The sequence below is a fragment of the Nonomuraea sp. NPDC050556 genome (genome assembly GCF_044457355.1).
In the GTDB taxonomy this organism is placed as follows: domain Bacteria; phylum Actinomycetota; class Actinomycetes; order Streptosporangiales; family Streptosporangiaceae; genus Nonomuraea.
Genome location: NZ_JBITGU010000001.1, coordinates 1,945,251 through 1,970,120, shown reverse-complemented (window position 1 = coordinate 1,970,120; position 24,870 = coordinate 1,945,251). Strand labels below are relative to the sequence as shown.

The 24,870-nt window shown below is 69.6% G+C and carries 19 protein-coding genes and 1 pseudogene; 11 read left to right on the top strand and 9 right to left on the bottom strand.

Translation table 11 applies throughout. The features are described 5' to 3' along the window. Positions 1-29 precede the first annotated feature (29 nt). Positions 30-1,994, top strand: a complete 1,965-nt coding sequence (locus ACIBG8_RS09910) for a tetratricopeptide repeat protein (RefSeq protein WP_397342253.1) — start codon at positions 30-32, stop codon at positions 1,992-1,994. Here ACIBG8_RS09910 and ACIBG8_RS09905 read toward each other — a convergent pair. The 4 genes from ACIBG8_RS09905 to ACIBG8_RS09890 form a co-directional block, all read right to left on the bottom strand. Then, the gene (locus ACIBG8_RS09905) at positions 1,955-3,787 is read right to left on the bottom strand and encodes an MFS transporter (protein WP_397342252.1); all 1,833 of its coding nucleotides are present in this window, start codon (positions 3,785-3,787) and stop codon (positions 1,955-1,957) included. The two genes, ACIBG8_RS09910 and ACIBG8_RS09905, sit on opposite strands and share 40 nt — an antisense overlap. A gap of 165 nt (positions 3,788-3,952) precedes the next feature. Then, entirely contained in the window at positions 3,953-4,372 is a 420-nt protein-coding gene (locus ACIBG8_RS09900; RefSeq protein ID WP_397342250.1) for an STAS domain-containing protein, read from the bottom strand. A 102-nt stretch (positions 4,373-4,474) separates the two neighbouring features. After that, positions 4,475-5,122 carry a hypothetical protein gene (locus tag ACIBG8_RS09895; protein WP_397342249.1) on the bottom strand — a complete coding sequence of 216 codons (648 nt, stop codon included), beginning with the start codon at positions 5,120-5,122 and terminating at the stop codon, positions 4,475-4,477. Positions 5,123-5,441: 319 nt separating this feature from the next. Next, a complete protein-coding gene (locus ACIBG8_RS09890) occupies positions 5,442-5,699 on the bottom strand; it encodes a DUF4342 domain-containing protein (protein ID WP_397342248.1) in 258 nt (85 codons plus the stop codon). A 229-nt stretch (positions 5,700-5,928) separates the two neighbouring features. Here ACIBG8_RS09890 and ACIBG8_RS09885 point away from each other — a divergent pair. The 4 genes and pseudogenes from ACIBG8_RS09885 to ACIBG8_RS09870 all read left to right on the top strand — a co-directional run. After that, a pseudogene (locus tag ACIBG8_RS09885) lies at positions 5,929-6,072 on the top strand (universal stress protein); the annotation flags it as partial. A gap of 43 nt (positions 6,073-6,115) precedes the next feature. Further along, positions 6,116-6,556, top strand: a complete 441-nt coding sequence (locus ACIBG8_RS09880) for a universal stress protein (RefSeq protein WP_397342247.1) — start codon at positions 6,116-6,118, stop codon at positions 6,554-6,556. After that, entirely contained in the window at positions 6,553-7,050 is a 498-nt protein-coding gene (locus ACIBG8_RS09875) for an HPP family protein (RefSeq protein WP_397343919.1), read from the top strand. Before ACIBG8_RS09880 ends, ACIBG8_RS09875 begins: the two co-directional genes overlap by 4 nt. Before the next feature lie 1,287 nt (positions 7,051-8,337). Further along, on the top strand, positions 8,338-10,452 hold the full coding sequence (locus tag ACIBG8_RS09870; RefSeq protein ID WP_397342246.1) for an IPT/TIG domain-containing protein: 2,115 nt from the start codon (positions 8,338-8,340) through the stop codon (positions 10,450-10,452). A gap of 399 nt (positions 10,453-10,851) precedes the next feature. On the opposite strand, the gene ACIBG8_RS09865 is transcribed toward ACIBG8_RS09870, so the two are convergent. Together ACIBG8_RS09865 and ACIBG8_RS09860 are read right to left on the bottom strand one after the other, a co-directional pair. Continuing rightward, complete coding sequence (locus ACIBG8_RS09865) at positions 10,852-11,763, bottom strand: hypothetical protein (RefSeq protein ID WP_397342245.1); 912 nt, start codon at positions 11,761-11,763, stop codon at positions 10,852-10,854. Between the two features lie 337 nt (positions 11,764-12,100). Next, positions 12,101-13,321: a hypothetical protein gene (locus ACIBG8_RS09860; protein WP_397342244.1), complete on the bottom strand. Its 1,221-nt coding sequence runs from the start codon at positions 13,319-13,321 to the stop codon at positions 12,101-12,103. On the opposite strand from ACIBG8_RS09860, the gene ACIBG8_RS09855 reads away from it, so the two are divergent. Next, positions 13,320-15,272, top strand: a complete 1,953-nt coding sequence (locus ACIBG8_RS09855; protein ID WP_397342243.1) for a serine/threonine protein kinase — start codon at positions 13,320-13,322, stop codon at positions 15,270-15,272. The two genes, ACIBG8_RS09860 and ACIBG8_RS09855, sit on opposite strands and share 2 nt — an antisense overlap. A gap of 90 nt (positions 15,273-15,362) precedes the next feature. Here the strand turns inward: ACIBG8_RS09855 and ACIBG8_RS09850 are convergent, their stop codons facing one another. Next, complete coding sequence (locus tag ACIBG8_RS09850) at positions 15,363-16,244, bottom strand: sulfotransferase domain-containing protein (RefSeq protein WP_397342242.1); 882 nt, start codon at positions 16,242-16,244, stop codon at positions 15,363-15,365. A 231-nt stretch (positions 16,245-16,475) separates the two neighbouring features. On the opposite strand from ACIBG8_RS09850, the gene ACIBG8_RS09845 reads away from it, so the two are divergent. From ACIBG8_RS09845 to ACIBG8_RS09825, 5 genes are all read left to right on the top strand, one after another. Next, complete coding sequence (locus tag ACIBG8_RS09845) at positions 16,476-17,129, top strand: TetR family transcriptional regulator (RefSeq protein ID WP_397342241.1); 654 nt, start codon at positions 16,476-16,478, stop codon at positions 17,127-17,129. A gap of 34 nt (positions 17,130-17,163) precedes the next feature. Continuing rightward, the gene (locus ACIBG8_RS09840) at positions 17,164-18,090 is read left to right on the top strand and encodes an alpha/beta fold hydrolase (protein ID WP_397342240.1); all 927 of its coding nucleotides are present in this window, start codon (positions 17,164-17,166) and stop codon (positions 18,088-18,090) included. Between the two features lie 57 nt (positions 18,091-18,147). Then, entirely contained in the window at positions 18,148-20,907 is a 2,760-nt protein-coding gene (locus tag ACIBG8_RS09835) for an ankyrin repeat domain-containing protein (protein WP_397342239.1), read from the top strand. 328 nt (positions 20,908-21,235) lie between these two features. After that, positions 21,236-21,799 (top strand): hypothetical protein, encoded by a 564-nt coding sequence (locus ACIBG8_RS09830; protein ID WP_397342238.1) that lies wholly within the window; start codon positions 21,236-21,238, stop codon positions 21,797-21,799. 179 nt (positions 21,800-21,978) lie between these two features. Continuing rightward, positions 21,979-23,505 (top strand): CshA/CshB family fibrillar adhesin-related protein, encoded by a 1,527-nt coding sequence (locus ACIBG8_RS09825; protein ID WP_397342237.1) that lies wholly within the window; start codon positions 21,979-21,981, stop codon positions 23,503-23,505. A 43-nt stretch (positions 23,506-23,548) separates the two neighbouring features. Here the strand turns inward: ACIBG8_RS09825 and ACIBG8_RS09820 are convergent, their stop codons facing one another. Then, on the bottom strand, positions 23,549-24,496 hold the full coding sequence (locus tag ACIBG8_RS09820; protein WP_397342236.1) for a hypothetical protein: 948 nt from the start codon (positions 24,494-24,496) through the stop codon (positions 23,549-23,551). Continuing rightward, on the bottom strand, positions 24,493-24,825 hold the full coding sequence (locus tag ACIBG8_RS09815; RefSeq protein ID WP_397342235.1) for a PadR family transcriptional regulator: 333 nt from the start codon (positions 24,823-24,825) through the stop codon (positions 24,493-24,495). Before ACIBG8_RS09815 ends, ACIBG8_RS09820 begins: the two co-directional genes overlap by 4 nt. Positions 24,826-24,870 lie beyond the last annotated feature (45 nt).

Genomic DNA, 24,870 nt, shown 5'->3' with positions numbered 1-24,870 from the left:
CCGTTGATCGATAGAGCGAGGTCCGGCGCATGGCAGCATTCTCGGCGGCACCCCGACGCGGGCCCTTTGTGGGAGGCCGGCCTTTTGAAGCCCGCGATGAAATGGTGTTTTTCGGACGGGATGACGAGATCCGAAACCTCACGCAGATGTGGCGGCAGAGCAGGCTGACGATCCTGCATTCCCACGCGGGCGCCGGGAAGACCTCTCTCCTGCGCGCCGGGGTCGTGCCCAGGTTGAAGCGGGGAAATGCGCGCGTGCTGCCGATCGGCCACACCACTCCCACCAGGGTCTGGCCGGTCGCCGCCCTGCCGGAACGTAATCCGTACGCGCTGGCACTGCTCTCCTCCTGGCAGGAGGACGACTCCGCCACCCGGGCAGCTGGGCTCTCCATCGACGACTTCCTGCGCCGTCAGGAGGGCCCGGACCGCCAGGGGCGACCGGCGCCGACGCTGGCGGCGATCGACCATGCGGAGGCGTTCCTGCGGCAGGCGGGCTCGCACGAGCACGACAGATGCTTCTTCCTCGACGAGCTGTTCGCGGCCGCTGCCAAACGGCCCCGCCTGCGGCTGCTGCTGTCGGTACGCACTGACTGCCTCGACGAACTGCTCCGCGTCGTGAAGAGCTTCGGGGACCTGCAGTACGAGGAGCTCACGCTCAGCCCCTTCACGCCGGAGGAGGCCGCCGAGGTCGTTCGGCTGTCGATCGAGGCGACGGGGTTCCGCCCGGCGCCCGCCGAGGTCAAGGGGATGCTGGACGAGATCCGTACGCCCAGGGACCGTTCCGGGCTGCCGGGCACGCCCGCACCTGCCGTCGATCCGGAGCTCATGCAGGTGGTCGGCGCGCGGTTGTGGGGGGAGCCGCCGGATCGTGAGCGGTTCGTCGGCGCGCCGATGGAGACCGGCGTCGAACGCGCGCTCGTTCACTACTGCGCGGGCATCCTGGCCTCGGTCGCCGCCGAGTACGAGCTGCCGCCCGGCCAGATCCACGCATGGCTGCGGCACGCGGTCCTGGCCGAGCGCTCACCCGAGCTGTCCTCCGCGGCTCGGGCCACCGCCGCCACGGTGCAGGCACTGGAGGACCGTCACCTGATCAAGGCCGACCGGCAGTACGGGCTGCGCAGGCACGTGCTCCGCGTGCCACGGCTGGCCGGTCCGATCCGCCGGATCGACCCCGCGACGTGGCGGCAAACCCCGGCCGACGCGTCAGCACTCCTGCAAGGCGCCTTACAGGCGGACTTCGCCGGTGAGCTGGACCGGGCGGGCAGATTGGCGCTACAGGCGGCCGACGTGAGCCCGCCGAACGACCTGCGCAGTCGCGCCGCCATCGAGTCGCTGCTGGGCAACATCGCCTACGAGCAGCGCCGCCTCGCCGAGGCCGCCGAGCACTACGGTCGCGCCGCCGAGATGTTCGAGGCCGTACGCGACAGCACAGCGGTCGGCTGGCTGCTGGCCGCGGCGGGCCGGGTCGCGCTCGAGCAGGGCAACCAGAACGAAGCGATCGACAGGCTGCGCGCCGCCGTGGCGCGCAGCCCGCACGACCTCACCCTGCAAACCGGTCTCGGCCAGGCGCTGTGGGACGTGGGGGAGCCGCACCTCGCCCTCTCCGTGCTCAACGACGTCCTGGCACGGGAGAGCGACGTGCCGGAGGCCCGGCGCACGCGAGGCGAGATCCTCGCCGATCTCGGCTTCGCGGAGTCGGCGCTGCGCGACATCGGCCAGGCGCGCAGCCGCTGGCCGCAGCCGTCCGCGCGCGTGGCCCGCGCACTGGCGCTGGCCACACTGTCGCGCATGACGGAAGCCTGCACCGAGGTCGACGGCGTGGTGCTCGACGCCGCGGACAGCGGCCCGGTTCTGTTGCGCGCCGCCCGCGTGCTCGAGATCACCGGAGACGTCGCCGACGCGGCCAGGCTCGCCGTACGCGCGATCTCTGCCCAGAACCCGCCGCTGCACCCTCATCAGGTCGAGGCCGCCAAGCACCTTTCCGGGGAGTCCTGATCGACGCCACCGCCCTGGTGGCACTCATCAGCGGGGGGTGCGCCGTCCTCGCCGCGCTGTCCGGCGCGGCTTGGAGCGTCGTCACCGAACGGCTCAGGGCCAGGCACAGCCGGCTGGCGGCGGCGGAACAGCGTGCGGAAGAGAGAAAGGACGCCCGCGAGCGAGAGCTTCGACTTGCGTACGAGAGCGCGGCGTCGGCCGTGGTGAAGCTCAGCCTGACGGTGCGCTTCGTCCTCAAGGTGAGTCAGGAAGGTGCGGCCCGCCTCGACGGCGCGGGACTTTCGAGCCAGATCAGCCAGGTGTTCGTAGACCTGGGGGAGGCGAAAAGCGCGCTGGAACGGCTGCGCCCATGGTGTCCGCGCACGTGTCACGAGCGATTGGAGGCCCTGAGCAATTCGGTGACGTGGGCCGCCGATCGCGGAGTGCTGGCGAGCGCGCGGGAAAAGCCAGAAGCGGTACAGGAGCGCCTCGAGCGGGGACTGCGGGAGCTGAGCGACGAGATATTCCCGGCTGTCGGAACGGTCGGGCTGCCCACCGAAGTCGATTAGCGGAAGCCTCTCCAAGGCGATCGTGGACGAGATGATCAGGGTGAGAACCCCGATGACGAGCGCCACGCCAATGACGGCGAATTTCGCGCCGAGCTCGGCGACGACGTAACCGGAGGCGAGAGCCCCCAGGGGTACGGCTCCGCCGGAGACGAAGCGGCTGACGCTGACGACGCGGCCGAGCATGTTCTGCGGCACGCGCACCGCCTGGTAGAGGGCGAGCGCGACGTTGATGTACGCGCCGACGAATCCGATCCCGCCCCAGGCCAGGGGGAGCACGACGGCGACGTGCGCCAGGGAGGTCTGGTCACCGGCGGCGAGGATCACGCACAGGGCCAGCCAGGACCACACGCAGCGGACGATCACCCGGTTCGGGTTCATGTTCCTGAGGCGCGAGGTCGTCAGGGAACCGAGCACGCCGCCGAGCCCCGTGGCCGCGAGCAGGCATCCCGTCACCCAGGTCGGCAGCCCTTTCTCGTGGGTCAGCAGCACGAGGACGAGTCCGATGGTCTGGAAGAAGAAATTGGCCAGCGCGCAGACGAACAGGACGCACACCAGAAAGACGTCGCGACGCAGAAAGGCGATCCCGACGCGGAGCTGGCGCACCATGGTCCGCATGCGCAGGGCGTGTTTCCTGGCGGGTGGTTTGAAAGCGTCCTTGCGGATTCTGAGCAGGAGGATCGCGGAAAGGGTCGAGGAAACCGCGTCTATGAGGAACGGCAGTCCGTGATGCAGGCCGAACAGGAGCCCGCCGAAAGGGCGCCCGAGCAGCGCCGCGCCATGATTGCGCGCCTCGTTCCTGGACATGGCGTGCGGCAGGCTGTCGCGCGGGACGAGCCTCGGGACGACGGTCGTCTCGGCCGTGTTGTAGAACACGACGCACACACCCTGTGCTGCGGCGGTGAGGACCAGCAGGATGGTCGAGCCGCCGGAGAAGAGCACCCCGGTGACCATCAGTATGGCGAGCGCGGCCTGGCCCGCCACGCTCGTGATCATCACCTTGCGGCGGTCGACACGGTCGACGATCACGCCGACGGGCAGGTAGAGGAGGATCCGGGGGAGCGTGCCCGCGGCCGCCACCCAACCGGCGACGACCGGGGACTGGGTCAGCGACAGCGCCAGGAGGGAGGCGCTGAGCATGGCGTTGCTGGTGCCGAACTGCGAGAGCGCCGATCCGCTCCACAGGAGCCGGAAATCCTTCTTCCAGGCGGAGCTGGAACCAGCCTCGCCCACGGTGTGGTCGGTCACCTCAATCCCCAGGCCCTCCGGAAATCCTCAGAACCGAGGGAAATCAGCCGTGCCTCATCGTGAAGGCGTTCGCAATGTACTGCATGCCCAGAGGAGGGGAAGCGGACTCTGATGCAATCGTTAACTTTCCTGCAAGGACAATTAATCAGATAGAGGACGACAACCTCATATTTTCGTCGGACGCCTAGATATGAGGACAAAGCAGGACCGACTGTCATGTGCTCCCATCGGGAAACTCTGGGCCGGTGACCATCCCTGCGCTGCTTCATGCGCGGAAGGTTCCCGCTCGACTCCCACGTACGCCTCCGGCGCCGGAAGGCTCAGGGCGCCGCCTGACGACTTCGCCTCGGCCACGCAGTCGTCCAGGGCGCGGAGGCCGGACGCGTCGCAGAAGGTCACGCCGGACAGGTCGAGCGTCAGGCGCGGGCCGTACCGGATCAGCGTCGCGAACACCAGGTCGCGCAGGCGGGTCACGGCCGTGATGTCCAGCTCGCCGCTGACCGACAGGGCGGCTGCGCCGTTCGGCTGGGGCGCCACGGCCGCGTGCATTCCGAAGCGCCGGGTGGTGTGGGAGCGGGCATCCATGGTGGCTCTCCTTCGAAAGATCGTGGAAGTCCAGGTTCGTGAACGCGGGTGTACGGGTCAGGGCCGTTCCCCTCGGCGTTCGATCCGGAGCCCGGCCGTACGTCAGGAAGCGCCGACGGCGGCGGGGTGCCGGGTGGTGCGGTGGAGGGTGCGCCAGAGCGGGTAGCCGAGGATGCCCAGGACGGTGAAGATCGGTGCGGGGTGGCCGAAGACGAAGGTGGCCAGCACGTAGTCGGCGACCGGTACGGCGATCGCGGTGGCGAGCATCCAGCCTGGGACCTCGGGCTTGGCGGTGGTCGTCGTCCAGGGGGTTCGCTTCCAGGGCTTGGCCACGGACAGCCAGGTCTGGGCGGCCAGCGCCGAGGCCATGAGGGCGGTGGCGACCATGAGGGCGGTGGAGGGTTCCGCTCCTGTGGCGAGGCCCTGCAGTTTGGGGTTGAGCAGGAAGATCCCGACGTAGAGCTGGGACAGCGTGACGACCAGCTTGACCAGGACCCACCAGTGCCGGGCGTAGCCCCATCGCGTCATGCCCGCGAGCATGACGCCGGTGAAGACGGAGGCGTTGGCCAGGTGCAGGAGCGCCTCGTCGTCGATCACGTTGGCCATGACGTAGGCGTGGGTGTCTCCGGTGCGCATGCCGTAGCTCAACAGGACGGTCAGGGCCAGGGCGAGGGCCATCCAGCCCACGGAGGTGACCACGTGCAGGCCGACGAGGAGGTTGCGCCAGTGGGTGGTGCCGGACCGGGCCATCTCGAGCTCCTACAGGTAGATGATCTATATGTAGGAAGGCTACGGTCGGGGTGTCGCCCTTCCTCAGGGCCGAAAGTCCTGCGACGCGACGCCGAACGGCTCAACCCTTCATGGGGGCCCAGCTCTCTTGACCACGGACGCACTGGTCGTTTATGAGCGGTGGCGGACGGGCTTCGCGAATGGCTCAGCACGGGTCGCCGCTCCCCGGCGACCAGCTTTCTTCTCGGGTGATGAGCGGCTCTTCGCCCCTAGGACGGACTGACCAGCGCGCGAGGAGGCCCTCCTGGCGCTCCGCTACGCCGGGCAGCGCCGATGCGCTTCACGGGGCCAGAGGCTCCTTGTCCCGTTCGACCTGGATGGACCACTCGGACGCGAGCGCCGCGGCAGCGGCCACCGCCGTCACGACGGGCGCCGCGATGAAGGCGACCACACCCACCGTGACCGGGATCTCCATCACGGTATGCCCCTTGGCGTCTTTGACGATGACCCGGCGGACGTTGCCCTCCTGGATGATCTCCTTGATGCGGTCGGCGAGCTCGGCGCCGCGTACCCGGATCTCTTCCTTGGTGGTCGTCATGGGAGGGCTCCTTCGCTTGTGGCTCTGCCTTGGACAGTAGTTCGACGAGGCGGGCCGCGCACGACCCGGGAACGTAAGCGGCGGCTGACCGAGTTTCGAGGCGTGAACGCCCACGGTCACAGCACCACCCCCTGCGGACGAAGGCCCAAGGTCTGCCGTCAAGAGGTCCAAAGGCACCTGACTCCCGCCGGTGGCGTCCGCAGGCTGGGAGGTGAGTAAGGAGGCGGGAATGACAGGTCAGATCATCGTCGGCGTTGACGGCTCCGCGCCCGCGGACGCTGCCGTGGAATGGGCGGCGGACGACGCCCGCCGGAGGGGGATGTCCCTGCGGCTGGTGCAGGTGTGCGATCAGCGGGCCGCTCGTTTCGCCGCAGACGCGGCGGACCGGGCCAGGGAGCGCGCGCCCGGCGGGGAACATGATCGAGACGCTGAACCAGGAGCCGGCGGGCGCCGACAGCGTCGTGGTCGGCAGCAGGGGGCTCGGCGGGTTCACCGGGCTGGTGCCGGGTTCCGTGAGCCTGGGTGTCGCAGGCCACGCGTCCGGCCCCGTGGTCGTCGTCGGTTTCGACGGTTCTCCTGGCTCGGAGCCGGCCATGGCGTACGGGATCGAGCAGGCCCGCGCGTGCGGCGCGCGCCTCCACGTGGTCTACGCCTGGCGGGCGCCGATCTCGTCGGCCGTGTCCGAGCACCCCGTGTTCGCCCTGGCCAACGCCTCGCGTACGGCGGAGCTGGCCGTGGTGGGCTCGCGTGGTCTGGGTGGGTTCGCCGCAGCCGTGCTGGGCTCGGTCGGCCATGGCGTGCTGCACCACGCGCACTGCCCCGTCGCCGTCGTCCGGCCGCGGGGGGAGGTCCGGTGACTGTCGAGAGGCTGACGGCCAGGAAGGTCATGAGCCGCGTCCTGGTGGCGGTCGCGCCGGAGGAGTCGGTGCTGATGGCCTGGGAGATCATGCGCCGCGCCGACGTGCACCACCTGCCGGTCGTGCGCGGCGCCCGCCTGCTCGGAGTGCTCACCCGCGAGGACGTGACCGCAGCCTGGTACGGCGGGCCCGAGGCCCAATCGTCCCAGCAGGTACAGGAACTGGTCGTGCGCAGGCGCACCCCGCGCGTGCACGCCGACGAGCCATTGGAGCGTGTCTGCTCCACCATGCTCGACGCCGGTCACGACTCCGTGCCGGTCCTGGCCGAGGACGGCGCGCTCGTCGGCCTGATCACGGCCAGGGACGTGCTCGCCGCCGTCGCCGGCCGTACACCCCCGGAAGGAGAGGGCGGGCAGCTGGTGACCGGGATGTTCAGGCTGGAGCCCGTGCTGCCCGCGATGACCAAGGAGGGGAGTACCGATGCGCTGACATGAGATGCCCCGCGAGCAGCGGAGCGCCGTCCTGACGATGGCCTCGATCGAGTCCGCCCTCATCACGGCGGCGGCCGTCGACCTGCGGTTCCGGCCGCGGCAGGACGTGCGCGGGCGCATCTTCGTCCATCCCTTCGGCCCGCTCGGGTTCCGCCCATCCGTGCCTGATGGCCTTTTCCGCCTCGGCCCTCGTCGGGCGTCGCGCCGCGGTGCTATCCCCGGGCGTGGTCTTCCGCAGGCCGAGTTCCTCTTCCCCGCTCAGGCAGGCATCCCGGACGCGGTGGTAGTCGTTCCACGCCTTCGGCTTCCCGCCGTCCTGGCCTGTGGTTGTCTGCATGCCGTACGGCAAGCCAGCGCACTGCCCGGGCTTCCCGCTTGTCAGGTGCCAGCCCGGTGTGGTGCATCACCTGGCGGGCGATCTTCCCCCACCGCTCATCGCCGAGATCGGGGTCCTGAGGTGCCGCGCGAACGACACAACGCCAGACCGGTCTGTCGTAGCCCTCCTCTCCAAGTGCCTGGATCGGCTGGTTGAGCAGGTCAGTCCCCCTACCAGCGGTGAGGGCTGGAAGACCGGACCGAGGAACGCGACCGGTTCCCGGCAAAGGGCTCAGGGCTCGACTCGATCGCGCGGCGAAGAGGACTGAGGCACGCCGTTCGCGAATCGCCACCGGCTTCACCAGTCCACGTTCGGGATCAGTAATCGTGATCTTCGCAACGCCAAGCGGCCTATCTCATCTGACGCGACAGCAGGAACTCGGAACTGAGCCCGAGTCCTGTCGGAACCAAGATCTAAAAGCGCGACGCCGTGCCTTCAAGGTCACAGGTCATCCGCAACCGCCTACCGGGCCCGTTCTCACAGCTCAGCAGTGGCCAGTGTGGCCCGATGCGGCCAAGGGGGTTGCCGCCCCGATGGCTGCATGTTCAACTCAGGGCCACACGTCGTCTCGACGATCGGATGCCGGATGGCGCGATCAGAGACGGGCGGGTGCCAGCGCCGGTCTGCTGCGCCCGAGCACACCGGCAGGGGCCGCGAGATGAGTGCTGGCCGTGGGGCAGCACCCCGGCCGGAGCGGGCAGCCGAAGAGACCGCAAGGGCCAGAGGCCCACCCGGTCCTGTCTGCATCGGTAAGTGGTACATGTCAACGGCCACGACGCATAGGGCGGCCCCGCCTCGCTGCCTGGCTTTGGGCCGGTTCTGGCGCGGGCGAGGGTGTCAGAACGTCCCCTGTCGGGTGAGGACGCCATCCCGCGCTGCGCTCTGTTCGTCTCTGTCTCGACATGGGAGAACCCGTGCACTTATCCCTGCACATCGGACTGCCGCGTACCCGGTGGAGTCAGCGCCTGACCGCTCTGACCGCCACCGCCGCTCTGGCCCTGACCGGCCTGGTGGCCCTGTCCGCTCCGGCCGCCTACGCGCTGCCGACCGGGATCACCACCGCCTACGTCTCCAACACCTTCGCAGGCACGGTGTCGGTGATCGACACCGCTACCAACACCACCACCGCCACCATCCCCGTCGGCTCCAACCCCTTCGACGTCGAGCCCACCCCCGACGGCACCCACCTGTACGTCCCCAACTTCACCAGCGGCAACGTGTCGGTGATCGGCACCGCCACCAACACCGTCACCGCCACCATCGCGGTCGGAACGCTCCCGTCCTCGGCGGTGGTCAGCCCGGACGGCACCCGCGTCTACGTCCCCAACGCCGTCTCCGGCACCGTGTCGGTGATCGACACCGCCACCAACACCGTCACCGCCACCGTCACCGGCCTGGGCTTCGGTTCTGATGTGGCCATCAGCCCCGACGGGGCGACCGTGTACGTCTGCGGTGACAACCAGGTGTGGGTGATCGACACCACCACCAACACCGTCACCTCCACCATCACCGGTCTGACCGGCGCCGACCACCTGGCACTCAGCCCGGACGCCGCGACGCTCTACGTCTCCACCAGCGGCCAGAACAAGCTGCTGGTGGTCGACGTCGCCACTGCCAGCGTCACCACCGCGATCACCACCCCGAGTTCGGCGACCGTCGTGCTCCTCAACCCCGCAGGCACGATCGCCTACGTCTCCAGCCAGTCCGGCGACGACGTGATCGTGATCGACCTGCTCACGGCCACCGTCGCCGCCACCGTGGCCACCGGTGACTTCCCTTCGGGACTGGCCCTGGCCCCGGACGGGAAGCTGTATGCGGGCAACCAGAGCTCCGACAGCGTGTCGGTGATCGACACCGCCACCAACACCGTCACCGCCACCCTCACCACCGGTGACGGACCGGTCGGGATCGCGGTGCTCTTCCAGCCCGCACCCGTCGTGACCGCCATCAGCCCCACCAGCGGGACCACAGCCGGCGGCACCGTTGTGAGCATCACCGGTACGGACCTGGCCGACGTCACCGCCGTCACCTTCGGACCGGGCAACAACGCCACCGGGGTGTCGTGCACGGCCACCTCCTGCACCGCCACCTCACCCGCGCACGCCGCCGGAACGGTGCACGTGCAGGTCACCGGCCCGGCGGGGACCAGCGCCACCTCCAGCGCCGACGAGTACACCTACGTAGCCCCGGGCGCCGATCTGGCCACGGCCGTGGCCGATTCCACTGACCCGGTAGCGCTCGGCGACACCTACACCTACACCGCGACCGTGACCAACAACGGCCCGGCCAACGCCACCGGCGTCACCACCGCCACCACCTTGTCCGGTGCGGCCCGCACCATCGTCTCCGCGACCTCCAGCCAAGGCTCGTGCACCATCAGCGCCCCGACCGTCAACTGCACCCTCGGCGGCCTGGCCAACAGTGCCAGCGCAACGATCACGATCACGATCGAACCCACCGCGACCGGCACGATCACCGCGACCGCCGCCACCACGGCGACCGGGACCGACCCGACCCCCGCCAACAACAGCGACGCCGAGAACACCACCGTCAACAACGCCAACGGCTGCACCATCACCGGCACCGCAGGAAACGACACCCTGAACGGCACCAGCGGAAACGACGTGATCTGTGGCCTCGGCGGTAACGACACCATCGACGGCGGCAACGGCAACGACACCCTGTACGGCGGGACCGGTAACGACGGCCTGGGCGGTGGCAACGGCGACGACTACCTGTACGGCCAGGCCGGTGACGACACCAACTACGGCGAGACCCTGCTCGGCGGCCTGCTGTACCTGTTCGACAACGGCGCCGACCACATCTACGGCGGCCCGGGCAACGACGACCTCGACGGCCAGAAGGGCAACGACACCCTGTCCGACACCTCAGGCACCGACACCATGAGCGGCAACGTCGGCAACGACACCATCAACGTCCAGGACGGCGCGGGCGGCGACACCGCCAACGGCGGCCTCGGAACCGACACCTGCACCGCCGACGCAGGAGACACCACCAGCAGCTGCTGACCCCGACCATCGACCCATCGAGATCCCACAGACGCGATCTCGATGGGTCGATCGGGCCGTTGCCAGAGGTGGCAGCGGTGGGTAATCGGGAGCTCGACGTAGGGACTGTTCTCAAGCAGTCCGCCCTGGCAAACGCACGTTCCGCGCGATATCGCCAAGGATCGGGACCGAAACCGGCTCTCGAAGCTGACCCATCTCACGATCAGGGACCTGCAGCGGGCGACCAGATAGCGCCGAGTAACCACACCAACCACCGATCAAGGTCACATACTCACCAAGCACGCCCGCGGGTTCGACATCGCCGAGCCGAGCACCTGACCCTGCTCCCGTACGCGTAATCCCCTCGGCAACGCACGGCGAAGCCCTGGCCCCCGGCAGGGGGCCAGGTTTCACTGGTGGTCAGCAGTCGATGATGAGGCCGGTCAGGACAGTGCAGCCGGCTGTCGCGGAGTCGTTGGCGGGATCGGGGTCGCTGGGGGTGCTGGCGGTCCGGGTGGCGGTCGCGTTCAGCGGCAGGCCGATGGTGAGAAGGCCGAGATGCGCGCGGAAGGTCTTCGGAACGGCGGAGCCGTTGGGGATCGCACCGGTGGCGCAGGTGACCTGCCGGTTGGCCGAGTTGTAGGAGCATCCTGCGGCCAGGTTGGTCACCGAGGTGGTGGGTGCCGGTAGCTGGGTGACGATGGTGCCGGTCGACACGGCGCCGGGGCCTTGGGCGGTGGCGGTTGCGGTGTAGTCGATGTAGCTGGCCAGCAGGGGTGGTGCGCCGGCGGTCAGGCCGACCGCGATGTCGGCGGCGGGCGGGGTGACGGTGAAGTCGAGCGTGGAGGGGCTGTAGGTCTCGAATTCCGGGGGAGCGCCCGCGCTGACCGAGCTGTTGGGGCTGGCCTGCAGGTGGTAGGTGCCGGTGGCCGTGGTGGCTGAGACGGTGGTGTTGATGGTCACCGTCGTCGGCCCGGGCTGCAGGGGTTCGTTGCTGGCGTAGGAGACGACGACGGCGGTGCCGAAGAAGGCGGCCGTGCAGGTAGTGGGGGACGCGCCTGAGGAAGTGCAGGTGCCGGCGTTGAACGCGCCGCCTTCTGAGGCGGAGAAGACCAGGTTGACCGAGCTGGCTGGTGCGGGCTTGTCGATGGCGACGGTGATGGTGACCGGATCGCCTGCCCCACCTGAGGTTGGGGAGATCGAGACGGTGGTGTGCTGGCTGACGAAGGACGCAGAATCCGCGTGCGCGGCCGGGGCGACACAGACGAGCGTGACGGGAATCGTCACAGCGGCCAGCAGTCGACCCAGGCGGTCGTTCAGGAGCATGGGCATGACACGTGCCTCCCGGGACTCGGCGCCGGCCGTGACAGGTGTCGGATCTCCGCGGCCAGCCTCAGGAGAATCCGCGCTTCGGCCCCCACCGTCAACGAGCCACGAGGTGATGAGTCAATAAGCACGAATGTCAGGCCTCCCCGAGAGCTCGCCAGATCGATCAGTGCAGAGGGGTTCAGGAAACCGACACGCGAGGGTATGGCGCTGAACAACCTCGGCAACGCGCTGCGGCAGGTGCGGCGCTTCGAGGAAGCGATCACCCGCCTACCGAGAGCTGGGAGATGACCATGCGGAGGTTGTGGTTCGCGGCAGTCCAGAAAGCCAAGACCAAAGATCGCTAGCCGATCGCCTTGAGCGCCTTGGCCAGTTCACGGGCGATCGCCTCCGCGACGGGCCTGGTCGCGGGCTCGGGAACTGGGTCTGGGACGATCTCGTCATTGATGGTCCCTCCGACATCGACGTTCACGACCACGTTCCGATAGCGGAAGGCGACGATGCGTCGTGCCCTGTTCAGCGCGCCGATCGTGTAGCGGGAGAAGCCCTCTTCGCCCAGCTCTTTGAGCGCGTGGAACTTGCCGAGCTTGGCCGACTGGCTGGCGAGGAAACCGTCGTCGGACCTGGACTCCTTGAGTGTGAAGGTGGAGTCTTCGCGCGCCCTGGCTGGATCTTCCAGATAGAGGCTGATGTCGACCTCGATGCTGCGATCTCCTGTCCCCTTCTCCGCAGCCGTCCAGTTGCATTCCATTACCCGCTTGTCGTCACCGTGATCGTCCAGGAACTGCTTGACAGTCCCTGGCCCTGTGAAGGCCGCGACCGTTGCGCGGTCGATCTTTCCGCAGAGCGCCGGAAGTTTCTTCAGGACAGGCTCGGCGGTGGGCGATGGGAGGGGACCCGGCGCTTTCAGGCTGGCGATAGCCTCCTCGATCACGGTGTGGGCTGCCTCCCGCGCGGTCTGCGCGGTGAGTGGGACGGTGTTGTCGGCTCTCACCGCCGAGTCTGCCCCGCAGTCGCAGTCGAATCCGCCCATATTCACCTCGATCAGCGCGTTCGCCAGCCGGACGATCAGGTCCGCCTGGCCGGTCGTGCCGTTCCCCGAGTCCCCGGGCACCACTTGGTAGGTGCCGTAACCTTCCTCGCCCAGGCCGGTCACCGACTCGGGCTGCCCACCCTTGCCGTCCTGCGCGGCTCGCGCCGCCTTTGCTCTCCGCTCGGCCAGCGTGGTGACGGCCCCTTGGACCTGGTCGGGCCCAAGCCACTGCGTGGACACCGCCAGGTAGAGCTTCCTGACCCGTAACCCGCCGGAGCCGGACTCCGCCCCCCAACGACAATCGATCATGCCGTGGTCCGCCTCGGGCGCCGCACCGAGAACCTTCTTCAGGGTCTTCGCCGAGAGCAACGCGCACACCTTCGGCGGTTGCGCCACCTGAAACCCCGCGTTTGACACCGGAGTGTGCGTGCCGGAATCGGTGGCCGCACAGCCGGTCAGGATGAGGAGAACCAGGGTGGTGGCGATCAATGATCGTGTCACAGAGGTCATTATCATGAATAATCGCGACATGATCCCTGGGTTAGTCGTCGGCAGATTTCGTCTGCTCGACAAGCTCGGCGCTGGCGGCATGGGCGTGGTCCACCGAGCCGTGGACCACGCGGGCACGTGGGCCGCCGTCAAGCTGATCCACCCGAGTCTCCTGCACGACCCTGAGTTCCGCGTGCGTTTCGCCCGCGAGGTGGACGTCCTGCGCCGCGTCGGCGGGCTCTGCACCGCCCGGGTCCTGGACGCCGACCCGGAAGCGGAGACGCCGTGGCTGGCGACCGAGTTCGTGCCGGGCCCCACCTTGGAGGCGCAGGTCCTGGCCGAGGGCCCGTTGCGTGATGAGAGTCTGTACGGCCTGGCCGCCGGCTTGGCCGAATCGCTGAGCGCGATGCATGCCGCAGGGGTGATCCATCGGGATCTCAAACCGACCAACGTCATCCTGTCTCCGACCGGGCCGAAAGTGATCGACTTCGGCATCGCCCGGATACTCGAACAGACCGCGATCACCAGGACCGGGCACGTCATCGGCTCACCGGGTTGGGTCAGTCCCGAGGAATACCGGGGCGAGGAGGCGAGCAGTGCCGCGGACGTGCACGGCTGGGGCCTGGTCGTGGCCTATGCCGCGCTCGGTGAGCCGGTCTTCGGCCGGGGGAGGCCGGAGGTGCTGGCGATGCGCCTGCTCGCCGACGTGCCCGATCTCTCCGGGCTCCCTGACGACCTGCGGGACCTCGTCTCCCGGTGCCTGGACAAGCAGCCGCAGGACCGGCCGAGCGCGCCGGGACTTTTGGACGAGGTGGCCAAGTTGTGGTGCGGGCGGCACGAGGCCGACGTGTCCTCGCCCGTGGAGGACGTGACACGGCTGCTGCGGGCCACGTGGCAGCCGCCCCTCGTCTCTGCCGCCCCTGAAGTGGCTCCCCTCCGCGTCCGGAGACGGCACTGGCCGTGGGTGGTGGCGTGCGCCGTCCTGGTCGTCGGCCTGGTCGCCGCCATGCTGATGGTCAGGCCGTGGCAGCTCACCAGGACAGAGATCATGCGGGCGGCGGCCAGGTGGCTGGCTGAGGTTCCGGCGCTGGTGCTGACCGGCCCCGGCGTCGAGATGACGGTGACCGCGAGCCGGTTCCGCGTGGGGCGTTACCAGCAGTCCGACGGCTGGGTACAGTTCCTTGAGCTTCCGGCCAACGTCGAAGGAATCCCGTCGGGACTGTTGTTCAAGGCCGGTAAGAGCTTCTACGAGTCCCGCCGCTTCCTGATCGTCAGAGGAGAGGGCTCGCTGGAGGATCCCGCCTTCGCCTCGCTCGTCAAGGACTTCGCGGGGCGCTGGGTGGCGGTGTCGCAACCTCCCCGCGACCTGCCCGAGACCGTGAGGTACACCGCCTTCACGCCCCGCCTGCTCGCCGACGAGTTGTTCCGCGGGGCCTGGACGACCTCGACGTGGGAAGGGAAACCGGTCATCAGGTCCGTGGTGAAGCCGGCTCAGCGGTTCGATCCTGAGATGACCTATTACGTCAGTGCGGCCTCGCCGTACCGGCTGGTCGCGGTCGGAGTGGGGCCGCTGACGCTCCCGGTCACCGAGACCCAGACGCACGCGCGGACGCTGACCGAGGCGGGCGCCTCGCTGTCCGAGGCGCGTGCGGCCAACCTGGCCCTGCCCAAGACCACGGTGAACGCGGGCTGCGACGTGACCGGTTGCGGAGCTGACGTCAGGGTCAGGGGAAACCTCGGCGCGAGCGGCACCGAGGTCAAGATGGTGACCCGGCTGGTGAACAAGGATGATCACAGCGAGGTGTTGAAGATCTGCACCCGATGGAACTGGGCCAAGGGGCCCGGCTCGGAGATGCACGACTACTGCTTCTCCGATGGCGCGAAGTATCGATCGCTGATGGCCAGGCACGGGCGGGTGACCGCGGTGACGTGGACGGTTCCACTGCTCCTCAGCGCTGACCAGGTCCAGACCTTGCTCCGCCGCATGGTCTGAGCGGCTCACTGTTCGACATCGAGGCAGCCTGGTCCTGCGGCCGCAACGTCGTCGTCCGGTGGGTGGGGCAGCCCTGGCAACCCCACAACACTAGAGGTTGCCTGCCGCCGGTAGCGCGGGCCGATGGATCCAGGCGGCAAGGTCCGCGGGCGCGCATTCGGCGACTCGGGCGGCGTACCGGGGAAGCTCCTCCTCGCTGAGGACCTGCCGCCACTGGCCTGTCGATCCGCTGTGGAAGAACTGGCTGGGGTCGTGATAGAAGCCGTCGTGGCTGGCTTCTGGCGCGAGCTCGCCGGCCCGGCCCTTCATGGCCGCGAACGTCGCGGCCTGGACCAGGTCCGGCCAGGCTGTCTCGGTGATGGCGATCCCGAGCCGGGCCGCTAGGTAGCGCATCTGCCCTTCGAGGTCGTCAAGGAGGTCCTCGTATCGCAGCAGCACGATGTTCGGCCGGTCGCGGACCTGCCAGAACGTGTCCAGATGGTGAAGCACGATCTCCAGGTCGGACACGGCCTTCCCAGGCGCGGCCGGATCGACCCAGGACCAGAAGCGCTCGCGCGCGGTCCCGCTCGGCAGGGACGGCGCGGTGGCCAGCAACTCGTCAAGGACCACGGCGCCCACGACATCCTTCCGCAATGCGAGGGACACGGCCCGGTCGGTGTTGCCGGCATGGCTGTCCAAGGACACGGCCACATCCCGGGGATCCCGGCTTACGCAGAGGTAGGTGACCCGCTCGTCGAAGGGCAATCCGTCGAGGGGCGTATGGGTCTTGATGAACCGGCGGTGCTCCTGTGCCTCGAGGTCGGCCAGCACTCCGCTGAGCGGGCGCAGCAGGACGTCCAGCCACGGCGAGATCTGGTCGAGCGGCCGGTCGAATGTCGCGCTCTTGAAGATCTCCAGGGCGCAGATCATCTGCAGCCAGGTCGTGCCGCACTTCGCCGGGGCGCTGATCACGATGTCGCCGGGACGGAACACGAACCCATCCCAGCGGGCCGAGTCCGTAAAGGAGGTCTGGTAGCGAACGCGTCCCCCCGAGCCCATGCGGGGAGAGTGGCAGCAACCAGATCGGGCCGTCAACCGCCAGATCAAGCGCGACGGCCGAGCAAGGTCCGGACGTTCCCGCTCTCTCAGGCCCATACGGCGAGCCAGCAAAACTTTCTGATTGAGAAATCTTTCTCGATCAGAAAGTTTTGCTAGTGTGGTGACGTGACCACCGAACGCCCCCCGGCAGGCTCCCGGAGCCCTGGGCTCCGGGAGCAGAAGAAGCGAGCGACCCGCGAGGCGCTGACCCTCGCGGCCCTGCGGCTGGCGCTGGAACGCGGGCTGGACAACGTGCGCGTCGAGGACATCGCCGCCGAGGTGCAGGTGACGACGCGGACGTTCAACAACTACTTCGCCACCAAGTACGAAGCCCTGGTGGCACGCCACGTCGACCGGAGCCGCCAGGCCGCCGAGGCGCTGCGCGCGCGCCCGGCCGGCGAGCCGCTGTGGGAGGCGATCAACCACGCGGTGCTTTCGCCGCTGACCGGGTCCGGGCGGGCCAGCGAGAGCCCGGACCCGGAACTGCTCGACGGCATCCGGTTGATCGCCGCCGAGCCCGCGCTGCAGGCCGAGGCTCTCAAGGCCACGCTGGCGGCCGACGGTGAGTTCGCCGCGGCGGTCGCCGAGCGGACCGGCACCGACGCCGACCGCGACATGTTCGCGCGCCTGGTCGCAGGGTCGGTGGCGACCGCCGTACACGTCGCCACCGACCAGTGGCTGCGCGCGGATCCGCCCGTCCCACTGATCCCGCTGCTGCGGCAGGCGCTCCGGCAGGTCGCCGCCGGGCTCCCGGCCCCGCCGGCCGACGCGGCGCGCTAGCACGCCAGACCCGCCCCACCGCCAGCCGGTCCGAGTGTCCGGTGATCCTCGCCGCCATCTTCATCGCACGCGCCATACCGGGCCGCCGGCCCGGCCGGCGCCGTACCCGGAAACCGGCAACCGCCACCAAGGAGACGACCAGATGACCATGACCCAGAGCGTCCGCACCGAAGGCGCGGACATCGTCTACGACTACGAGGGCAACGGCCCGCTGCTGCTTATGATCTCCGGTGGCGGCGGGGCGGCCGAGCACTACGCGCGCATCTCCGGCTTCCTCTCCGGCCACTACACCGTCGTACGCTACGACCGCCGAGGTAACTCCCGCAGCACCGGCGACACCACCGCCGACCTGGACATGGCGCAGCAGGCACGCGACGCGGCCGCCGTGATCGGGGCCATGGGCGGTGGGAAGGCCCGCGTCTTCGGCAGCAGCGGCGGCGCCAACATCGCTCTCCAGCTCGCCGCCGACCACCCGGACGTCATCGTCGCGCTCGTCGCCCACGAGGGCCCTACCTCGCCGCTCCTGCCCGACGCCGACGCCTGGCTGGCCTTCGCCGATCGCGTGTACGCCACGTTCACCGGCGAAGGGGCCGGGGCCGCGTCCAGGATGTTCGCCTCCGAGCTCGTCGGCTTCGACGGCGCCGACCCCCAGCAGGCCCGTGTGGCCGCGGGTGAGCTGACGACCAACGCCGAGTTCTTCATGGCCCGCGAATACCTCCCGCTCGCCACGTTCAGTCCCGATCTCGACACCATCCGCCGCAACAAGGTCCCCATGGTCACCGCCGCAGGACGCCAGAGCGCCGGCGCCTACTACGCCCGCACCGCCCGCATCCAGGCCGAACGCCTGGGCTGCCCGATCCTCGAGTTCCCCGGCAACCATCTGGGCTTCATCTTCGAGGCCCCGGGCTTCGCCACCACACTGCGCGGAGCCCTGGACGACCTCACGGCCGGCAGGACCTGACGCCTGGTGGCGACCGTACGAATAACGCGGAAAATGAGTAGATTTCCTGAGGTGCCCATGAGTCTGGTGCCGTTACCGCCCGGCGACCTGCCCGAGGACCGTCGTGCCGTCTTGGGGATGTACCGGGATGTACGCCGCTACGCCGTACCTGCCTGGATGATCGAGGCAGCTACCGAGCGGCGGCTGGACGCCGACGCGGCAGGCGCCTGCGCCGCGGCGGGCATCGACCTGGACGTCGACTTCGCCCAGGTGGAGCGGACCTGCGGCAGGGAGACCACCGACCAGATCGTCGACGACGTCCTGCACCTGGCCCCCGACCTGCTGCGCTGGCACCTGCCCCGGGTGATGCACCCGCCAGGTGCGATCTGGAGCTGGACGGGGGTGCTGCGCCGCTACGAGGGCGCGCTGCTGGTCGTGAACAACGTGGACCACCATCCGGTACGGCTGGCGCTGACGGTCCGCACCAGACGCGGCGACCAGGACCCGCTGCCCGACCGCGGCACGTGGATCTACCACCTGCACCGCTCCTACTGGGACGCCCGCCACACCGCCGAGCTGCGGGAACGCTGCGGAGGCACGGACCGGATCCCGTTCTTCCACCCCGACGGCCGCCCGCTGGAGCCGCGGGAGCTGCCGGCGGAGCCGTACCCGGAGGATCCCGTCGCCTGGGTGGAGTGGCTGACCATGCTGTGGGATCACGGCAGGGCGGAGGAGGCGCTGCTGGCGGCCGGCGTCACTCTCACGACCACCAAGCAGCGGAGGTGGCCGCAGCTGGCGATCGAGCGGCTGGTCGCCGACGCCCGCCACGTCCTGGAGCACGGCGTTCCCGAGCCTCCGACGAGCGGCGGTGCCAAGCGCGGCCGGACGGTCTGGGTCGACGGCAACGACGAGACGCAGCCCCTCATGGACCTGGAGCTGAGCTTCGAGAAGGGCAGGAAGGTCATCGCACGCCGCCGTCGCCGCCCGCTCGACGACAGCCGGATCCTGACGCTCGCCGAATACCGCCGCCCCGTCGACTTCGACCTGCTGCGCTTCGGCTACCTGGACCCCGGCCACCTGCACCCGCTGGTCGCCCAGGCGCTGTTCCCCGCCCGCGAGCCGTCGGCGGGCGACGGTCCGCCCGCGCCGCGCACCGGGGAGCTTTTACAGCGGGCTTTCTACGGCGACACCCCCGGCGTGCTGGCACTGCTGGACGCGGGCGACGACCCGTCGGTGAGGGGCCCGGGCGGCCAGACGCTGCTGCACCTGCTGGCCCACGTCGACCACGAGGTGGTGCTGCCCCGCCTGCTCGCCGCCGGGCTCGACGTCAACGTCCGCGACGCCGCGGGTTTCACGCCCCTGCACGCCGCGGTCGAGGAGCTCCATCCCACGCGCAGCCGCGACGACCTGATCGACCGGCTCCTGGACGCCGGAGCCCACGACGCCTGCCGTACCCGCGGTGTGTCCTGCACAGGCGCCTCGGTCACCCACACCCCGCCGCCGACCGAGGACGAGGTGTGGCACCTGCAGCCGCCGCCGACGCCCGCCCAGCTCACGCAGCTGCGCCAGAAGGCCCGCCGCGGCAACTACCTCTCCCTGGTACGGCTGGCGCGCGGCCTCTACCTCACCGGGCACGGCCCGCGCGAGGTGCTGGCCGAATGCTACGGAAAGGCTTTCCCCGAGGAGTTCTTCGCCCTGTCCGAGCACATGCCGCTGCCCCGCCAGTTCCCGCGTGACTTCGTCCACCACGCGTGGCGGCTGGCCCTGCCGCCTGACCGAGGTGGTCCGCTGCCTCCGGCCTCCGGCGACGCGGCCGACTTCGACGACAACTACATCGTGCGGCAGATCCTTGCGCACGACCGGGACCTGGTCCCGCTGATGGCGCTGAACGACTACCACACCGAGTACGGCGGCCTCACCCTGTGCTACCGCCTCAGCGAGCTGCCCGCCGTCTTCGGCATCAACGCCTACGACCTCACGCAGCCGGAGCGGCGATGCGGCCCTTCCCTGCTCGCGGTGCTGTACGATTACCACGCGAGCGGGGTCGCGAGGCTGGAGAGCAGCGGCCCGCCCAGACCGGATCAGCTGGCAGAACGCCGCGCGGCGCTGGCCGGGATCGAGGCGCTGTTCCCGCCCTCGGCCCGGCCCGCGCCCGCCCCCTCACCCTCGCTCGCCGCGCTGCGGGAGTCGGCCTCGCGCGGCGACTACCCGTCGATGGCCCGGCTGGCGCACGCGCTGTACGCCGCCGGGCTGGGTCCGCGCGAGGTGCTGACCGAAGGCTACGGGCTGGACTTTCCCGAGGAGCTCTTCGTGATCGACGCGGCGGGGCCGGACGAGGTGCTGCCAGGCGACACCACCAACCTGCCATGGGAGCTGCTCAGGCCGCCGGGGCGGGGCGGCCCGGCGCTCCAGGCGCTGCCCATGCTGGCGCGGGCCGAACAGCGGATCTTCGCCTTCGATCCTGACCTGGTCCCGCTGCTGCGGCTGTACGGTGACAACCGGTTCGGCCTCGGCGCGACCTCGCCGCCCCCTCAAGGCAGGCACGGCGAGCTGATTCACTGCTACCGGCTCAGCGACCTGGCCGAGGGGCGGAGCACCGTGTACGGCGTGCCGCGCAAACCCGCCGAGGAAGGCGGTGGCAGGTTGTCGGCCAGGGTCACCGGCGATTCCTTGCTGGCCGTGTGCCACGACTACTTCTCCGACCAGCTCCGGCTGGACGAGTGGCAGCTGAACCAGCCGTTCAACCGGGAGACCGGCTCGATCAGCGGGGAGGAGGTGGAGCAGACCCGCAAAAACGTCGAGTGCATCGAGGCCCTGCGACGCCGCCTGTCAGACTAGGCCGCTCGTCAGCGTGAGCCCGCCTGTCGGGGTGGACCGGATGTCAGGGTGGGCCTGCGGGCGGCCAGGGCGGCGGCGCGCTGGCCCAGCGAGTCGCACAGCGACTGCGGGGCCAGGCTTCGGCGTCCGGCTCCACGGCCCCCACATGCACGAACCTCGGCTCGCCGACCCACAGCACGATTCTCACGCGCTGTCATCGGTCGCCAGAACCTACCTACTTGAGAAAACAGGCACTTATGAGGCCGAGAACGGACACCGCACCTCCCTGGGCGTCAGGTCTGGCTGTCCGCCAGTTTTCCAAGCTCCTCCACTCGATGCTGTTGACCGGTTGAGTCGCCTGCCGATCCTGGTGATCTGCGAACTGCTCGGCGTGCCGTACGAAGACCGGCCACAGTTTCGCACCTGGAGCCAGCAGACCGCCGACGTGACCAACCGCGAGCTGTCGGAGCAGGGCCTGTTGGCTCTGTACGGCTACGGCCAGGACCTCGTCCGGCGCAAGCGCAAGGAGCCCGGTGAGGACTTCATCAGCCAGATGATCGACCGGATTCCCGACGACGAGATCGCCATGCTCTCCATGGCGATGTTGTTCGCCGGACACGAGACCACGGTCGTCGCCATCGAACTCGGCGCCGTCTGCCTGCTGACCAACCCCGAGCAGTGGCAGCTCCTCCTCCAGCGGCCCGAGCTGATCCCCGGCGCGGTGGATGAAATGCTGCGCCTCAGCAAGCTCCTCGCGCGCTTCCCGGTTCTACGGCTTGCCGTACCCGCCGAGCAGTTACGGAAGCACGCGAGAGCCAGCGTTACGCGCGCTGCTTCGCGATCGCGACAGCCGCCCGTGACGGTGGCCGCGAGGGTCTCGGCGACCGGGACGCCGTGGCGGCGGGCGAGGTAGATCAGGTACCGGTTGGGGCAGTCGGGTGGGCTGCCGAGTACGGCGCGGCCGGTGCCGACGACAGGGCAGGCGGCTGGCGCTCGTCGCGGCGCAGCCGAGCGCGAATCATGGTCATCTCCTGGAACGTCCTTTACCCGTCAGGACGCGCTCCCCGCCCGGTCTCCGCTGACCATGGCGACGTGTTGAGAATCAGGAAGTGGCTGGTGGCGGTCGGTGTGCTCGTCTTGTCCCTGCCCGGCGCGCCTTCTGTCGCCGCCGAGCCGACCGGTTGTGGCTTCGGCCAGGGCGGCCAGAACGCCGCGACCATCTGCTGGCTCGATATGGCGCAGTTCGACCAGGCGCTGGCCGCCACACCGGCGGGTCAGCCGATCACGATCCGCCTGAGCCCGCTCTACCAGATCTCCTTCGTGATCCGTGTCGTCCCGGGCGCGGGTGGTGTCCGCACCATGACACCCGTCCGGTTCCCCACCTACAGCGGGACTCCCATCGGCAACAGCGTCTACCTGAACACCCCGGGAAAGCCCGCGTTGTACCAGGAGATCGGCGCGGCAGGCGGCGACCAGGGCACCGTCGTCCTGGAGGACATCACGGTCACCGCAGATGCGGGCGACGCGATCGACGGATACGGCTTCGTGATGGCCGACGCGGAGACGACCAACCGCGACGAGGCGCTGGTCTTCTCCTCCGACCAGGCGCTGAAAGAACTGGATCAGGTGGCGCCGCCGGGATACGACCCGCCCTGCGGGGCGGAGCTGTCCGGCCTGGGAACCTCATCTGTGACCTGCAAGGGGGTGGTGGCGCCGAAGGTGGGCGACCTGCTCGTCTACGCGCTCGCCCCCAAGCAGGTGTCCATCTCGATCACCACGCGCAACGCGCGCACCCGGCAGGGGATCGCCTTCGGCGTGCTCGTGGCCAACGTCCGGATGACCAAGAAGATCGGCTCCCGGAACGGGGACGACTCCTTCGGCCTGCGGGTGACCGACAGCGGCGGACACGTCGTCGCCTCGGCGGACACCGGGACGGCAGATGCGGCCGACACCGGTGTCACCCGGGTGCTGACCGGCGTCCCCTCCTCGGAGTTCTCCTTCGCGGAAGTGCCTGGACCCGGCACCGACCTGGCGGACTACATCGCGGCCTGGACGTGCGAGGACAACGGCGTCGCCGTCGCGACCGGCGGCTCGCGAAGCCGGCGGACGGTCGCGGTGAAGGTCGGCTCCGACATCGTGTGCGCGGTGACCAACCGCGCGCGGCCCAGGCCCGAGCTCGTGGTGGCCAAGACGGCCCAGCCGCGAAGCGTGCGGCCCGGCGGGCGCATCGCCTACACCTTCCGCGTGAGCAACATCGGCGGCGCCGCGGCCAAGGGGGTGGAGGCGACCGACGACCTCAGCAAGGCGCTCGCCGGAGCCCGCTACAACGGTGACGCCACAGCGTCCAGGGGCGCGGTGTCGGCAGCCCTGCCCGAGCTCGTCTGGTCGGGCGACCTGGCGGCCGGGCAGAGCGCGACCGTGCACTACTCGATGACCGTCCGCAAGCCTTACCCCCGGCAGGCGCCGCGGGTCCTGCGCAACGTGGTGGTGGTGGAGGCGGCGCGGACCAACTGCGCCGCCGGCTCCCATGATGCGCGGTGTCGTGCGAAAACCAGCACTCCGCTACGGCGGGGTGCCGAAAAGGGACTCGTGTCCAGGACGCGCCCCCCGACCCGCTGAAGGGCGCCCTGCACCGCCTGCGCAGGGTCGACGGCGAGCTGGGTTAAGAAGCCGGGGTCCGTCTCTGGCCGCTCCGCCGCCGGGTCAAGGCAGCCGCGGCGGTGAAGGCCAGGGCCGCGCACCCGAGCTGAGCAAGAGCCGTGAACGTGGACATCGACGGCAGGTACCCGAGGTCGCCTAGGGCCGCCGCCGTCAGGAACAGCAGCAGCGCCGCCCGCCGCCCCACGACCGACCGGCATGCGTATCCGGCCGCCAGCGCCACCACGACGAGCCACGGCGCGGGCTTCCAGGTCACGATGTCGTGGTGGACCATCACATTGAGCCAGCGCACGATGGCCTTGCCGGCGGCCAGTCCGATCAGCGCGAGCGGCCCCCATAGCAGGAAGGCGCGCCGAGGGATGAGCGAGATCGCACGGTGCGCCGCGGGGATGAAGGCGATGACGACCGCGGACAGCTCGGCCAGCAGGACAGGGCCGGGGTTCAGGTACATCAGCGCGTCCAGCTCCAGCAGGTACGGGTGACCGGCCTGATACAGATAGAACGCGAAGGCGACCGCGCCCAGCACTGCGATCCACCGGCGGGCGAGGAAGACGGCCAGCATGGGAAGGGCCGCAACGACGACCGTCTCCGGCACGAACGGAATCCAGGTCGGCCGTTGCAGCACGACGGCGACGCCGCGGTTGTACAGGGACTCGGCGGCTAACACCACCTCGGTCGCCAAAGCACTGGCCAGCATCAGGAATGGCCACAGCGCGACGGCGAGGACCAGTCCGTCCCGCCAGGCGGGCGCGGAGCGCGGCCCGAAGGCCCGCCGGCCGTGCACGCGCAGCGCGCCCCACACCAAATCGGCCGCCTCCGCCGGGCGCGGGCGGGTCCGGCCGGGACGCGCCCCCGCCAGCAAAACACCGATCATTTCCTCCTCGTGCCGCGCCCGATGGTCGCGCGGATAGCAGGCCAGGAGGCGCCGATAGCGGGCTTCGAGCGGATTCATACCGCGCCTCCCGAGCCGGCGACGCGCAGGCGTACGGTGGCCGCGCGCGCATGCCGACGCATCCGCTCGGCCTCTGCCGCCAGCCTGGTCGCGCCATCGCCGGTCAACCTGTAGTAGCGCCGCACCCTGCCGTCCACGATCTCCTCCCGGTCCCCGGAGATGAGGCCCTCCTCCTGAAGGCGGTCAAAAGCGGCGTACAGAGTGCCGGCGCGGAGGCGGACCTGCCCGCCGGAGATGCGTTCCACGTCGGTGATGACGCCGTACCCGTGCTGTGGACCGGCAGCGAGTGCGGTCAGGATCAGAAAGGTGGGCTCCTGCATCTGCCTCATGTGATCAATATATACCGGTCATCTATCTATGAGGCGGGCGACCGT

Excerpts from the sequence above, each read along its gene's own strand:
- ACIBG8_RS09890 (WP_397342248.1), bottom strand. The coding sequence starts at position 5,699 with ATGACGACCACCAAGGAAGAGATCCGGGTACGCGGCGCCGAGCTCGCC.
- ACIBG8_RS09835 (WP_397342239.1), top strand. The coding sequence starts at position 18,148 with ATGAGTCTGGTGCCGTTACCGCCCGGCGACCTGCCCGAGGACCGTCGT.
- ACIBG8_RS09910 (WP_397342253.1), top strand. The coding sequence starts at position 30 with ATGGCAGCATTCTCGGCGGCACCCCGACGCGGGCCCTTTGTGGGAGGC.
- ACIBG8_RS09860 (WP_397342244.1), bottom strand. The coding sequence starts at position 13,321 with ATGTCGCGATTATTCATGATAATGACCTCTGTGACACGATCATTGATC.
- ACIBG8_RS09895 (WP_397342249.1), bottom strand. The coding sequence starts at position 5,122 with ATGGCCCGGTCCGGCACCACCCACTGGCGCAACCTCCTCGTCGGCCTG.
- ACIBG8_RS09820 (WP_397342236.1), bottom strand. The coding sequence starts at position 24,496 with ATGAATCCGCTCGAAGCCCGCTATCGGCGCCTCCTGGCCTGCTATCCG.
- ACIBG8_RS09880 (WP_397342247.1), top strand. The coding sequence starts at position 6,116 with ATGATCGAGACGCTGAACCAGGAGCCGGCGGGCGCCGACAGCGTCGTG.
- ACIBG8_RS09855 (WP_397342243.1), top strand. The coding sequence starts at position 13,320 with ATGATCCCTGGGTTAGTCGTCGGCAGATTTCGTCTGCTCGACAAGCTC.
- ACIBG8_RS09865 (WP_397342245.1), bottom strand. The coding sequence starts at position 11,763 with ATGCCCATGCTCCTGAACGACCGCCTGGGTCGACTGCTGGCCGCTGTG.
- ACIBG8_RS09815 (WP_397342235.1), bottom strand. The coding sequence starts at position 24,825 with ATGAGGCAGATGCAGGAGCCCACCTTTCTGATCCTGACCGCACTCGCT.
- ACIBG8_RS09900 (WP_397342250.1), bottom strand. The coding sequence starts at position 4,372 with ATGGATGCCCGCTCCCACACCACCCGGCGCTTCGGAATGCACGCGGCC.